The organism is Candidatus Pantoea soli, assembly GCF_007833795.1.
GTDB lineage: Bacteria > Pseudomonadota > Gammaproteobacteria > Enterobacterales > Enterobacteriaceae > Pantoea > Pantoea soli.
In genome coordinates this window covers 220,508-234,191 of the sequence record NZ_CP032703.1, presented here as the reverse complement: position 1 = coordinate 234,191, position 13,684 = coordinate 220,508, and the positions used below count along the sequence as shown (strand labels likewise).

Sequence of the window (13,684 nt, the reverse complement as noted above, 5' to 3'; positions counted from 1 at the left end):
ATCTCCTGAGGTCATTGCTTTTATTGTTTTGCAGGGCTAAACACCGGGTTCCTGATGTAGCCTGCGGCAGGCGCTCCCGTCCTCACGGAACAGGTGACAGCGCTCCGGCGGCAGGCCAATGCCCATCAGGGCGCCCTCTTCTACCAGCACCACGTCTTCCTGGCGGTAGACCAGGTTCTGACGAATTGCGGGGATCTGAATATGGATTTGCGTTTCGTGACCAAGCTGCTCAACGACCTGGACTTCGCCTTCCAGCGTGACGTCGGCAATATCGCTGGAGAGCAGATGCTCGGGGCGGATGCCCAGCGACATGTTGCTGCCTGGCTGCACGCCGGTGCTTTCTACTGGCAGCCAGACGAGCTGGTCATTCGGCAGGCGAACCTGTACCTGATCAATGGCGGTGGCCGTGACTTTCACGGGCAGGAAATTCATGCGCGGTGAGCCAATAAATCCGGCCACAAAGCGGTTAGCGGGATAGTGATACAGCTCCAGCGGCCGGCCGACCTGCGCAATGCGGCCGGCCTCCAGCACCACGATTTTATCGGCCAGCGTCATCGCTTCGATTTGATCGTGGGTGACGTAAATCATGGTGCGTTTCAGGCGCTTATGCAGACGTGAGATCTCAATGCGCATCTGTACGCGCAGCGCGGCATCCAGATTTGACAGCGGTTCATCCAGTAAAAACACGCGGGGTTCCGCTACCAGCGTGCGTCCGATAGCCACGCGCTGACGCTGGCCACCGGACAGCGCCTTTGGTCGCCGATCCAGCAGATGCGCCAGCTGCAGCACTTCTGCCACCTGATTGACGCGCTGCGCGATCTCGCCGCGTTTGACACCCGCCAGCTTCAGCCCGAACGACATGTTTTCCGCCACCGACAGATGCGGATACAGTGCATACGACTGAAACACCATACCGATGCCGCGCTCAGCGGGTGGCACGTCGTTCATGCGCTGGCCGCCAATCAGCAAATCGCCACGCGTGATGGTTTCCAGTCCGGCGATCATGCGCAGCAGCGTCGATTTGCCGCAGCCGGACGGGCCGACGAACACCACGAACTCCCCTTCGCCAATCTCCAGATTGATGTCTTTTGATACTTCGGTATCGCCCCAGCTTTTGCTGACATGGTGTAACGCGACGCTCGCCATGATGCTTTCCTCTTCGCATGCTCATGCTTGCCTGCTGCCCCGCAGGCAGACTCCGGGGTTCACTATGGGCGGCCGGACACGGGTGAACATCCTCCGCCTGCGCGCTTTTTTACGGGGGATGAGACGGGAGGAGGAGACGATGAGGCAGCAGCGCGTGGCGGACGCCGTCACGCCATTTTTGTGAGCCACCACGCAGAGCTGGCGTACTGATAGTGTGCGCCAGCGCGGATTCCAGCGTGATTTTGCTAGCGGGGTCACGGCTTTGCCGCCAAAGGCGTAGCGTGCGGGAGGATGAGAATAATGGCGGACCGGGCACACTGTGCCGACCAACGATTTCCGTTTCCGTTTACAGGATGGAGTTATGACAATGAAAACCGGCACACGCGTTCTGGCCCTTTCCGCTCTCACGGCACTGCTGTTTTCCGCTTCAGCGATGGCAAAAATTGAAGAGGGCAAACTGGTTATCTGGATCAACGGCGACAAAGGCTATAACGGCCTGGCCGAAGTCGGTAAGAAGTTTGAGAAAGATACCGGGATCACCGTGACCGTCGAACATCCGGACAAAATGGAAGAGAAGTATCCGCAGGTGGCGGCCACCGGTGACGGGCCGGACATTATTTTCTGGGCGCATGACCGCTTTGGTGGCTATGCGCAATCGGGCCTGCTGGCCGAAGTCTCGCCGGATAAAAGCTTTCAGGACAAACTCTTTCCGTTTACCTGGGACGCGGTGCGCTTCAATGGCAAGCTGATTGGCTATCCGGTGTCGGTTGAATCGCTGTCGCTGATTTATAACAAAGATCTGCTGCCCACCCCGCCGAAAAGCTGGGAAGAGATCGCCGCACTCGACAAGCAGATGCGCGCTAAAGGCAAGAGCGCCATGATGTTTAACCTGCAGGAACCCTACTTTACCTGGCCGCTGCTGGCCGCAGGCGGCGCCTACGCCTTTAAAAAGACCGACACCGGCTACGACGTAAAAGACACGGGTGTGGATAACGCCGGGGCCAAAGCCGGCATGCAGTTCCTGGTTGATCAGGTCAAAGCGAAAACCCTGAATGCCGATACCGACTACTCGATTGCCGAAGCGGCGTTTAACAAAGGCCAGACCGCCATGACCATCAACGGTCCGTGGGCGTGGAGCAACATCGATAAGAGCGGCATTCACTACGGCGTTACGCTGCTGCCAACGCTCAACGGCAAACCGTCGAAAACCTTTGTCGGGGTACTCAGTGCGGGCATCAACGCCGCCAGCCCGAATAAAGAGCTGGCAAAAGAGTTTCTGGAAAACTATCTGCTGACCGATGCGGGTCTGGATGCCGTCAATAAAGACAAGCCGCTGGGCGCGGTGACGCTGAAATCGTTCCAGCAGACGCTGGAGAAAGATGCGCGTATTGCCGCCACCATGAACAACGCCCGCAACGGCGACATCATGCCAAACATCCCGCAGATGGCCGCCTTCTGGTATGCGATGCGCACCGCCACGCTTAATGCGCTGAGCGGTCGTCAGAGCGTGGACGCCGCGCTGAAAGATGCGCAGGCGCGTCTGAACAAGTAACTCTGTCACCGGGCCGGCCCCCGCCGGCCCCTCACCGGCTGTAAAGGAACACCGTATCATGTCAGGAATACCGCAAAAGAGGCGGCCCGGTCCGGTGCTGCGCAACGTGCTTGTCGGGATCTGCTGTCTGCTGGTCGGCTACCTTCTGGTGCTGATGTACGCCCAGGGTGAATACCTGTTTGCCGTGGTGACGCTGATTGTCAGCGCTACCGGCATCTGGATTTATGCGAACCGCCGCGCCTATGCCTGGCGCTATGTCTATCCGGGATTAGCCGGAATGGCGCTGTTTGTGCTGTTTCCGCTTGCCTGCACCGTGGCCATTGCCTTTACCAACTACAGCAGCACCAATCAGCTGAGTCAGGTGCGCGCGCAGGAGGTGCTGCTGAGCCGTCAGTATCAGGATGGCGCGGGCATGAATTTTGCGCTCTATCCCGCCGGCGATCGCTGGCAGCTGGCGCTCAGCAGCGAGAGCGAAACCTTTGTGTCCCCGCCTTTCACGCCGGGCGGCGCGCAGACGCTGTCGATGACGCCTGCCGCTGTGCCTGCCGGGCAGCGCGCCACGCTGAAAGTGATCACCACTCAGCGTCAGGCGCTGAGCCAGCTGCGCGCCCGCCTGCCGGATGGCCGCGAGCTGGTGATGAGCTCGCTGCGTCAGTTCTCCGGCACCCGTCCGCTGTATGTGCAGGTTGATGACGGCGTGCTGAAAAATCAGCAAACCGGTGCGCGCTACCGGGCCAATGCGGAGAGCGGTTTTTATCAGCGCATTCAGGCTGACGGCAGCTGGGACAGCGAACAGCTCAGCCCTGGCTTTACCGTCAGCGCGGGCTGGAAGAACTTCGTCCGCGTTTTTACCGATGAAGGCATTCAAAAACCTTTTCTGGCGATATTCGGCTGGACGCTGCTGTTTTCGCTGCTGACCGTGATCCTGACGGTGGCAGTCGGCATGGTGCTGGCCTGTCTGGTGCAGTGGGAAGCGCTGAAAGGCAAGGCCGTTTACCGCGTGATGCTGATTCTGCCGTATGCGGTGCCGGCTTTTATCTCCATCCTGATTTTCAAAGGATTGTTTAACCAGAGTTTCGGCGAGATCAACGTCATGCTCGACGCGCTATTTGGCTTTAAACCGGCGTGGTTCAGCGACCCGACGCTGGCGCGCGCGATGCTGGTGATCGTCAATACCTGGCTGGGTTATCCCTACATGATGATCCTCTGCATGGGGCTGCTGAAGGCGATCCCGGACGATCTGTATGAGGCTTCGGCGATGGACGGCGCGGGGCCGTTGCAGAACTTTTTCCTGATCACCCTGCCGCTGCTGCTGAAGCCGCTGATGCCGCTGATGATCGCCAGCTTCGCGTTTAACTTTAACAACTTTGTGCTGGTACAGCTGCTGACCAATGGCGGCCCGGACCGGCTGGGCACCACCACGCCAGCGGGCTATACCGATTTGCTGGTGAATTATACGTGGCGTATCGCGTTTGAGGGCGGCGGCGGACAGGATTTTGGTCTCGCGGCGGCGATCGCCACGCTGATCTTCCTGCTGGTGGGCGCGCTGGCGGTGATTAACCTGAAAGCGCTGCGCATGAAGTTTGATTAAGGAGGCGTTATGGCTATGGTTCAACCCAAATCGCAAAAGCTGCGTCTGCTGCTGACGCATCTGCTGCTGCTGCTGTTTATCGCAGCCATTCTGTTCCCGCTGCTGATGGTCATCGCTATTTCGCTGCGCAGCGGCAACTTCGCCACCGGCAGCCTGATTCCGGAGCAGATCTCCTGGGAGCACTGGCGTCTGGCGCTGGGCTTCAGCGTTACGCACGCTGATGGCCGCATCACGCCGCCGCCGTTCCCGGTGCTGCTGTGGCTGTGGAATTCAGTGAAAATCGCAGCGATCAGCGCACTGGGCATTGTGGCGCTCTCAACCACCTGCGCCTATGCTTTTGCCCGCATGCGCTTCGCCGGACGCGCCACCCTGCTGAAAGGTATGCTGATTTTCCAGATGTTCCCGGCGGTGTTGTCACTGGTGGCGCTTTACGCTTTGTTTGATCGGCTGGGCCAGTATGTGCCGTTTCTCGGCCTGAACACGCACGGCGGGGTGATCTTCGCCTATCTTGGCGGTATCGCGCTGCATGTCTGGACGATAAAGGGCTATTTTGAAACCATTGATGGGTCGCTGGAAGAGGCAGCGGCGCTGGATGGCGCAACGCCGTGGCAGGCGTTCCGCCTGGTGCTGCTGCCGCTTTCGGTGCCGATTCTTGCGGTGGTATTCATTCTGGCCTTTATTGCCGCGGTGACGGAGGTGCCGGTGGCGTCTCTGCTGCTGCGCGATGTGAACAGTTATACCCTGGCCGTAGGTATGCAGCAGTATCTGAATCCGCAGAACTATCTGTGGGGCGATTTTGCGGCGGCGGCCGTGCTCTCAGCCATCCCGATTACCCTGGTGTTTCTGCTGGCGCAGCGCTGGCTGGTCAGCGGCCTCACCGCCGGCGGCGTTAAAGGTTAATCGCTTCATGTGTCGTACCACTGCTTCCTCAATATCAACCACATATTGAGGCTTTTGGCGGCCGCAGGGCCGCCGTTTTTATTACCTGATACCGGCGCTGAATAGTGCTGAAAATCTCAGTTCATCTCATCATTCAGGTCAGCCAGCGTATGCAGGTAAGGCACATGCTGAATGGCCTCGTCCTGATCGGTAAAGCTTTTCAGCCAGCTGCTGGCCTCTGAAATGTCATGCTGACGGACAGTGCTGATGCCGGCTTTCGCCATCTGTCCCAGCTCATTAATCAGCGACTGCACGCTGATTTTCCTGCCGCTCAGCGCCAGGCTCAGCGCCGCTTCACCAATAATAACGTAGCCCTTACCCTCTTCCTGACCAGACACAGCTCCTCCTCCCTTGCAGATTAATGACAGCCCTCTGACAACTGTAGGCGGAACGGAGAAATATGCCGGAATATTATTCTGAAAAGGTGTCTGAACGGTGCATAAAAGTACACAGTAAAACTGCAGCACCTCGCCATGTAACTGTTTCCACGGCGATAGTCCTGCAGCGAGGGCAGAGTGTAAAGATTGTGATAACGATTGCTGTTTGCATCCGCTGCAGCGGTGACGGATCAGCGACCTGGCGCGAGCAGGTTTTGATCCGGCCCGCTCAGCCTGACCGGCAGTCCGTCACGCAGTCTGTGGCGATAGTTCCACAGCATCAGCTGTGAAATGCCTGCCCCGCACCACATCAGGTGATGTTCATAGCGTAGCCCGGCATTGGCCGGAATGCCGGTTGGCTGTGGTGAGACTTCCAGGCGGCAGCCCTGTCCGGTAAGGCGAATCGCTTCCATCCAGATTTCCGTAGGGTCGGTCACGCTGATGGCTTCGAGAAACATCGGCACGGTTTTACGCCGGTAAGCCGCGCCGATGACGCGACAGGCGTGTTTATAGACAGCCCGATGAAACCGTTCCAGACGCAGCGCGGCATCCGGACTTTTGTCGTCGCGCAGCCATAAATTCAGCGGCCGCAGATAGCAGTTTACAAAATCATCGCTGCTGTAATCGGTGCCTACCTGGCGGATACGGTTTTGCAGCAACTCATCTGAAGGATGGCGCAACTGCTCAATTAACTCTTCCTGACGACATTGCCAGCCGCTTTGCGCGGAAAGCACTTTACCGTGCAGACGCAAACGGATTTCACTGAGGGTTGCGCCCTCTGCACTCATTTCCCGCAGGTTGAGAATGCGCATGATCTGACTGGCACCGTAACCTTCCACCTTATCAGGTGCGGCAATGAGTCCGGCACGACGCCAGTTGCGGAGCGTGGCAGGCAGAATACCGGCGATGGCACAGACGGTATCTGTTGTGTGATAAGACATAGATTGTCCCCCTTATGGGGTGAATAGCCCGGATAGCATCCGGATAAGCCACCAGTGTGAACCTCTCGGATGACAATTGATACTAAAGTGGCATTATTTAAGCACCTTTACACTGAGACATGACCGGGCAATCTGTACAGCTTTCTTTTCACCGGATGGCGTATCTCTCACAAAAATAGCCAGTCGCAACGGTTGCCCCTGCTGCATCTCGCTCGCGCACTGCGCAGATATTCGTCCGATCTCACCTTAACTTCATATAATTGGCATTATACGAAGTCAGGATCGTAGCAGGGATCCTTTTGTGATAGCCTTACAGTCCGTAACATCCGCAAATCTGAACAAATTTCCGGCAACGCTACGCGATTTCTGCAAGGTCTCACCCCTGCTGTTTATGCAGAATTCACGTAGCGTTGCCTGTGCTTTTAGTGAATAAACCATGAACCATTTGCCTGAATTTTCACCGGCAGCTGCTCTTATCAGTAACGGTGACGACGATATCGCAGCACGACTGCGGGAATTTGTGCAGGATCGCGAAGCGTTCTCTGATAACACCTGGCGTCAGCTGCTGAGCGTGATGCGTGTCGGCAGTCGCTGGGCAGCAGAGCATGGGCGTCGCTTCCTGCCGATGGAACCGGCAGATCTGCGTGACTATCTGCTGTGGTTGCAGGCAGCCGGACGCGCCTCCTCCACTATCAGTACCCATGCGGCGCTGATTTCTATGTTACACCGTAACGCAGGTCTGGTACCGCCGAACGTTTCGCCTTTAGTATTCCGGGCGGTAAAACGCATTAACCGCAGCGCGGTGATTGCCGGTGAACGGGCCGGCCAGGCGATTCCGTTTCGTCTGCGCGATCTGCTGCTGCTGGATGCACGCTGGTCAGCGTCCGATCGCCTGCAGCAGCAGCGAGACCTCGCTTTTCTGCACGTGGCTTACGCGACGCTGCTGCGCATCAGCGAACTGAGCCGCCTGCGGGTGCGTGATATTTCCCGTACGCCGGACGGGCGCATTGTGCTGGACGTCGCCTGGACGAAAACCATTGTGATGACCGGGGGCCTGATTAAAGCGCTGGGAGATCTCTCTTCTGCGCGTCTGACCGAATGGTTAACTGCGTCAGGCCTGATCCATGAGCCGGACGCCTTTATTTTTACGCCGGTACACCGCAGCAACCGGGCGCGCGTGGTGACGGATAAAGCGCTGTCCACCCGCGCGCTGGAGGATATTTTTACCCGCGCCTGGCAGGAAGCCAGCCCGCCATCGCCAGCGCGGCTGAATAAAAACCGCTATCGCAGCTGGTCCGGACACAGCGCGCGCGTCGGTGCCGCCATCGATATGGCGAGCAGCAAATACAGCACGGCGCAAATCATGCAGGAAGGCACCTGGAAGAAACCGGAAACGGTGATGCGCTATATCCGCCATGTTGATGCACATGCCGGGGCAATGGTGGATTTGATGGATAATCACAAATAAGCGCGATTTTTGTCTGTTACTTAACCATCTGGCAGGCAAAATTTTACAACTGAGCTATGGCTGCTATGGTGTCAGAGGACAATCGCGACAAACTGGAGCAAGTAATGCTTACAACTATAATTTACCGGAGCCATATCTCCGATGACGTACCCGTCAGCATCCTTCCCGGGATGGTGGAAAAAGCAAGCCTGCTCAATGCCAGCCACCAGGTTACCGGCATCCTGCTGTTCAACGGCACGCACTTTTTCCAGATTCTGGAAGGGCCTGAAGAAGGCGTGCTTGATATTTATAACCGCATCTGTCAGGACCCGCGCCACCATAATGTGGTTGAACTGATGCGCGACTACTCCCCTTCCCGCCGCTTTGGTAATGCCGGTATGGAACTGTTTGATCTGCGCACCCATGACCGCGGCAGCGTGCTGCAGGCGGTGCTGGATCGCGGTACGTCAAAATATCGCCTGACGTATGACGATCGCGGTCTGCAGTTCCTGAGGACGTTTGTCGAAGCACGGGAAAAAGAGAACTATTTTGAAGTGCTGCCCGCAGACTACTGGGACTTTGTGCCCAATGACAGCGGCGCACTGCCGCCTGCCAGCGGTGTGATCTTCCGTCCGGTGGTCGATCCGCTTGGCCGTGAAGTCACGGCAATTGAGGCGATTCCGGATGTGGCGCCGGCGGAGCTACAGGGCGATGCGCGCTATACGCATAACCTGAAGGTCATCATGGAGGCGCTGCGTATTGCCGGTAACGCCTGTCCTGATGGCATGACGCTCTACATCAGCATCCTGCCACTGACGCTGGTGTCAGTGCCGGGGGCCATCGGGCAACTGCTTGGTGCAATTGATAACGCAGGCCTGGTGCCGCAGCAGATTATCCTTGGCGTGAGCGAAACAGAGGTCATTTCTCAGCTGGATGAGTTCACCACTGCAGTGCGTCAGCTCAAGGAAGCCGGCATCAGCCTCTCGATTGATAACTTTGGTGACGGGTCTGCCGGGCTCTCTCTGCTGGCATACGTACAGCCGGATCGGATTCGCATCGGTGGCAATATCGTGCGCGATATCCACCGCAGCGGCCCGAAACAGGCGGTCGTGCAGGCGGTAATTCGCTGCTGTTCGGCGCTGGAAATTAACGTTATCGCCGCGGGCATTGAGCGTGCTGAAGAGTGGATGTGGCTGGAGGCGGCCGGCGTGATCGATTTCCAGGGCAGCCTGTTCAGCCCGGAAGGCACGGCGGTGGCGTGGCCGGAAAACCGCGAAGCGATCTGATCGCGGGCGGCATTACCTTTCACCGGGGGCTACGGCCCCTTTTTTACGGACTGAAAACCTCCCTGTCACGCGCTTTTTGCGCGCAAAAAAAGTGGGCCTGCAGACCCACTTTTCCGGTGACTGCCGGTTTATTCCGGCAGCGCGTAAACCACCACCTGATCGCCAACCTGATCTTTCAGAATCGTGTTGCCGCCCGCGACAAACGCCACATACTGGCGGCCTTTGTATTCATAGACCGACGGGTTGGCCACCGCAGGCGCTTCAACCTGATCGGACCACAGCTCTTCCCCGCTCTCCAGTGAATAGGCGCGGACTTTCGCGTCCATTGAAGCGCCGATAAAGATCACGCCGCCGGCAGTGACAGCCGGGCCGCCAATGGTCGGTGAACCCCAGCTCTCCGGCATAAAGAAGCCATACTGCTGCGATGCACCCACCGGACGACGCCATTTCACATCACCGGTATGCATATCAATCGCCACAATTTCACCAAAAGGTGGCTGCCAGCACGGCATTCCCAGCCAGTTGTTGGCCACCATCAGCCGCATACCGTAAGGCGCACCTTCCTGTGGCGCAAAACCACTTTCGTTGCCGGAACCCTTATCGGCTTTGTCGTAATCGGCACGGCTGTAAAGCTTGACGTACTGCACAATGTGAGAGGTGTTAACGATGGCGATCTGTTTTTGCGGGTCAAACGCCACGCCGCCCCACTGCACGCCGCCGGCGCTATCCGGATAGGTCAGCGCGCCTTCACCTTTGGTGGTCGGTGGCGTGTACATACCGTCATAGCTCAGCTTGTCCCACAGGCGGGAACACTGGCCAGCGCCGACGAGGTCTGCCAGCTTCCAGATAGCAGGCTTTTTCGACTGATCCAGCAGCGGTGCGGGTTTGGTCGGGAACGGCTGGGTTGGCGCGAGTTTTTCCCCCTGCACCGATCCGTCTCCCTGCGGTACCGGACGCTCCTCAATCGGCCAGACGTCCTCTCCCGTCAGGCGGTTAACCACAAACAGGAAACCCTGCTTGGTGGCCTGAATCAGCGCAGGGATCTGTTTGCCGTTAACGGTGATATCCATCAGGGTTGGCGCTGAGTTGATGTCGTAATCCCAGACATCATGGTGCACCCACTGACGCGACCACACCACCTTGCCGGTGTTGATATCCAGCGCAGTGGTGGAGGTGCCGAGCGGGATCGCCTCTTTACGGTTGCCGCCCCAGTAGTTTGGTGAAGGCGAGGAGACCGGCAGATAAACCAGCCCGTGGGCTTCATCGGCGGACATATGGGTCCAGACGTTGGCGGTTCCGGTGCGCTGCCGGATATCGGCCGGGATCGCCTCAAAGGTCCACTCGCGCTTCCCGGTCTGCGCATCAACGCTGAATACCGTGCCCGGAGGCGCTTCAGCATAGGCCCAGTCTTTACCAGCCCAGCCAATCAGCAGATGATTGCCCACCACTGTCGGCGGCTGCAGCACGGAAAGCGGATATTTGGCGTTAAGCGTGTTCCACTGGTCTACATTCAGCACGCCATGATCGGCAAAATTCTCACACGGTTTGCCGGAATCGGCATCCAGCGCATAAAGCCGTGCATCAACGGTACCCATATAAACAATTTTCTGACACGCCTGGCCTGCTACCGGATTTTTAGCCTGCCAGTAAGAGACGCCGCGATTCTTCAGCACCGGCTGCGTCAGCGCTTTGCGCGGCGCTTTGGTGTCATAGTGCCACTTCTCTTTGCCGGTGCCCGGGTCAAGCGCAATCAGGCGATCAAACGGCGTACCGATATAAATCGTCTCATTCGCAAACACTGGCGTGGCAGACCAGACCGTCGCTGGCGTGTCGCCTTTGCCGTCCGATACGTCACCGGTATGAAATTCCCAGATTTTTTTCAGCTTACCGACGTTTTCGGCGGTGATCTGCGTTAACGGACTGTATTTCTGGGCGTTGAGCTGACCGTGGAAGCTATCCCAGGTGGCGGTGGCCGGCACCAGCGGGGTGGCCGGGTTAGCGGCAGAGGCCACCTTGTCATTGTCATGCTCGCCGGTGGAGGCATCCTGCGTGGTTTTCGTGGTGCCGCCGCCCTGCTGGTCGGCCGCGTCGGGACTGACTTTATCGCGCGCGCCCATGGACGCACCCGCCGCATTATCCTGCGCCTGCAGGGTTAACGGCGCAACCAGCAGCGCCAGCGCGGTAACACTGACTTTAATAAAGGGAGAACGTTGATGCTCAGACATGATGGGCTCCTCCGGCGCTGGCGCGATGATGAGCGGGCTTCCTGCCCAGTACGATCACACCTGCGAGGCCGGGCACCATCGCGACGGTAATGATGTACTGATGCAGCAATGCAGCGGAAAAAGCGATGGCGAACAACAGAATCAGCACCAGGGTGATCAGAAAAGCGCGAGCGCCGCGTCCGGATGCGCGTTGCAGCAGCATCGTCAGGATGGCCAGGACCACGCTGGCAATGACCACGCCGAGTGCGCCAATCGTGCCGGTCACACCGGTAAGCGGTGTCAGCCATGCATACAACGCCACAGCAAAGCCAATGACGGCAGCCAGCAGCAGCAACGCGCTGCCCGCGCGCGAGGTTTGAGATTGCGACATACCAGGAATTCCCCTGAGAAAAAAGCAAAACGATAAAGGTAAACCGTCTGCGCACCGGCTGGCGGCATGCATCCTGCTGATTTGATTTAAGGCAGCACAGACATAAGCGGCAGTGGGATTACAGGCGAACGTCACTGAGTATAGAAGAGGATTTCATACCGGCGACGTGAAAGGGAAAGGATGTGCGGGTTTAACCGGCGGCGTGCGCCAGTAGAAAGCGAAATATGCTATTGCAGCGCCTTAATGCCAGTGGTTTTTGCGGTAAGGTGCACTTATGCATGATGCGTGACCGCCCGACAGGTTGTGCGGCAAGCGGGGCGGATGTCGTTTGCTGCCCTGCCAGAGAATGCGCAGGGCGGTGACATCCCGCCCTGCTGGTTATTCTTTGGCGATGGGCTTCTGCTCAACGCTGACTTTGTCCTCACCCTGAATCTGCTGCACGCGCTGTTCCGCTTTGCTTACCGCGTTCGCATCTTTCAAAAGGGTATAGGTCAGTTCAAAGGTTGTGCTTTGCCCCGGCTGCAGCTGCTTTACTCTGCCCTGCTCTTTTTCAATGGTGACCGGATAGGCATAGCTGGTGCCGGGCTCGATACCGGTGACATAACCCTGTTTCAGCGTGTCGGTGTTCTTCCACATGGTCAGCATCGGCAGCTGATGCGTATCAAACTCAATCGACGCGCCTTTATCCCCTTTGCTATTGATGACCGCCGCCAGGGTCTTGCCGTTTGCATCGGCTTTAGGCACCAGATTAAATACCATTTCATCAAAATCTTTTTGCGGTGCGCCGTACACATTCCAGTTGTCTAATCCCTTCTGCGCGTAATCATTAAATGGCGAGACAGACTTCAGCGGGGCGATGAAACGGGCATCTTTCTCCAGAATCGGGGTGCCGAAGTTGCTGTGATAAATAATCTGATAATCCTGCGGATAGTCGCCTTTATTGGTCAGCACATCGTGCAGTGTAAAGGCATCCGCACCCGGGATATAGCGCAGTTCGGTCCAGGTTTCGAGATTGGATTTCTTGAACGTATGCTCTTTCAGCAGGCCGCGGATGCGGATCTCATGCGGGGCTTTATCATCGACGGTAACCTCAACTTTTGACGCTGGCGTGTTGCCTGCTTTGCCGTGCAGCGTGTATATCCGGCCATCTTTGGTGACCGGATGGCCGGTCCATTCGTAGCCGCAACGCACCATCATTTCGTTGAAACCATCCAGCCAGCCCAGACCATTGCGACTTTCCAGGTTGATATAGGCCGGGTTGACCACTTCATCCACCGGTGAATCCCAGCCCAGCCGCACGCCGTGCCCGTTAACCTGCAGCAGATCCATGCCGCGCGTCGGGCTGAGCGCAATGGTCAGCCCCTGCTCGCTGGTGATGGTTAATACCTTAGATCCTTCCTGCTTACCGCCGTGCAGCACTTTTTGCTGAATGCTGAAGGGCTGTCCGCTGGCGTTCAGCTGTTTGCTGTCAATCTGCCAGTTCCCCTTGTCCGTACCGGCTTCAGCATCCGTCAGCACCCAGGTTTGCGCGGCGGCCTGCCCGCTGATTACTGCCATTACCATCCCCGCCAAAACGCGATATTTCATTCTATTGCCTCTCCATGCTGAATTGATTTAGCTAATTTCAGCCCAGCGTACAAATTACGGCCCGGAGAAAACGTGAGATGCTTCACCTCGTGGCACCTTATGCAAATCCGACGGCAGAAATTTGCGTTTCATCACGTTTTACTCTGCTGATTTGCCATTTTTACCGGATAAAAAGCCGGGGAGGCAGCCTGATAAGCACGCTGCCTTAAATCGTTTCAGCTTC

The 13,684-nt window shown here is 57.5% G+C and carries 11 protein-coding genes; 5 read left to right on the top strand and 6 right to left on the bottom strand.

Annotation, left to right across the window (positions count from 1 at the left end; translation table 11 throughout):
- Nucleotides 1-36: 36 nt before the first annotated feature.
- Nucleotides 37-1,146 (bottom strand): maltose/maltodextrin ABC transporter ATP-binding protein MalK, encoded by a 1,110-nt coding sequence (gene malK / locus D8B20_RS18435; protein WP_145891026.1) that lies wholly within the window; start codon nt 1,144-1,146, stop codon nt 37-39.
- Nucleotides 1,147-1,507: 361 nt separating this feature from the next.
- On the opposite strand from malK, the gene malE reads away from it, so the two are divergent.
- Genes malE through malG form a run of 3 tightly spaced genes read left to right on the top strand, consistent with a single transcriptional unit; the run spans nt 1,508 to nt 5,189 of the window.
- Nucleotides 1,508-2,698, top strand: a complete 1,191-nt coding sequence (malE, locus tag D8B20_RS18430) for a maltose/maltodextrin ABC transporter substrate-binding protein MalE (protein ID WP_186454463.1) — start codon at nt 1,508-1,510, stop codon at nt 2,696-2,698.
- A gap of 58 nt (nt 2,699-2,756) precedes the next feature.
- Nucleotides 2,757-4,289, top strand: coding sequence for a maltose ABC transporter permease MalF (malF, locus tag D8B20_RS18425; RefSeq protein WP_145891024.1), 1,533 nt, complete (start codon nt 2,757-2,759; stop codon nt 4,287-4,289).
- Nucleotides 4,290-4,298: 9 nt separating this feature from the next.
- Nucleotides 4,299-5,189, top strand: a complete 891-nt coding sequence (gene malG, locus D8B20_RS18420; RefSeq protein ID WP_145891022.1) for a maltose ABC transporter permease MalG — start codon at nt 4,299-4,301, stop codon at nt 5,187-5,189.
- Nucleotides 5,190-5,305: 116 nt separating this feature from the next.
- Here malG and D8B20_RS18415 read toward each other — a convergent pair whose 3' ends face one another.
- A complete protein-coding gene (locus D8B20_RS18415) occupies nt 5,306-5,566 on the bottom strand; it encodes a hypothetical protein (protein WP_145891020.1) in 261 nt (86 codons plus the stop codon).
- Between the two features lie 230 nt (nt 5,567-5,796).
- Nucleotides 5,797-6,546 carry a MerR family transcriptional regulator gene (locus D8B20_RS18410; RefSeq protein WP_145891018.1) on the bottom strand — a complete coding sequence of 250 codons (750 nt, stop codon included), beginning with the start codon at nt 6,544-6,546 and terminating at the stop codon, nt 5,797-5,799.
- A gap of 436 nt (nt 6,547-6,982) precedes the next feature.
- Between D8B20_RS18410 and D8B20_RS18405 the strand changes: the two genes are divergently transcribed.
- Together D8B20_RS18405 and D8B20_RS18400 are read left to right on the top strand one after the other, a co-directional pair.
- Nucleotides 6,983-8,014, top strand: a complete 1,032-nt coding sequence (locus tag D8B20_RS18405; protein WP_145891016.1) for a tyrosine-type recombinase/integrase — start codon at nt 6,983-6,985, stop codon at nt 8,012-8,014.
- Between the two features lie 104 nt (nt 8,015-8,118).
- Nucleotides 8,119-9,279 carry a diguanylate phosphodiesterase gene (locus D8B20_RS18400; protein ID WP_145891014.1) on the top strand — a complete coding sequence of 387 codons (1,161 nt, stop codon included), beginning with the start codon at nt 8,119-8,121 and terminating at the stop codon, nt 9,277-9,279.
- A gap of 128 nt (nt 9,280-9,407) precedes the next feature.
- On the opposite strand, the gene D8B20_RS18395 is transcribed toward D8B20_RS18400, so the two are convergent.
- From D8B20_RS18395 to D8B20_RS18385, 3 genes are all read right to left on the bottom strand, one after another.
- Nucleotides 9,408-11,504, bottom strand: coding sequence for a pyrroloquinoline quinone-dependent dehydrogenase (locus D8B20_RS18395; RefSeq protein WP_145891012.1), 2,097 nt, complete (start codon nt 11,502-11,504; stop codon nt 9,408-9,410).
- Complete coding sequence (locus tag D8B20_RS18390; protein WP_145891010.1) at nt 11,497-11,874, bottom strand: hypothetical protein; 378 nt, start codon at nt 11,872-11,874, stop codon at nt 11,497-11,499. Before D8B20_RS18390 ends, D8B20_RS18395 begins: the two co-directional genes overlap by 8 nt.
- 378 nt (nt 11,875-12,252) lie before the next feature.
- Nucleotides 12,253-13,461: an aldose 1-epimerase family protein gene (locus D8B20_RS18385; protein ID WP_145891008.1), complete on the bottom strand. Its 1,209-nt coding sequence runs from the start codon at nt 13,459-13,461 to the stop codon at nt 12,253-12,255.
- Between the last annotated feature and the right edge of the window lie 223 nt (nt 13,462-13,684).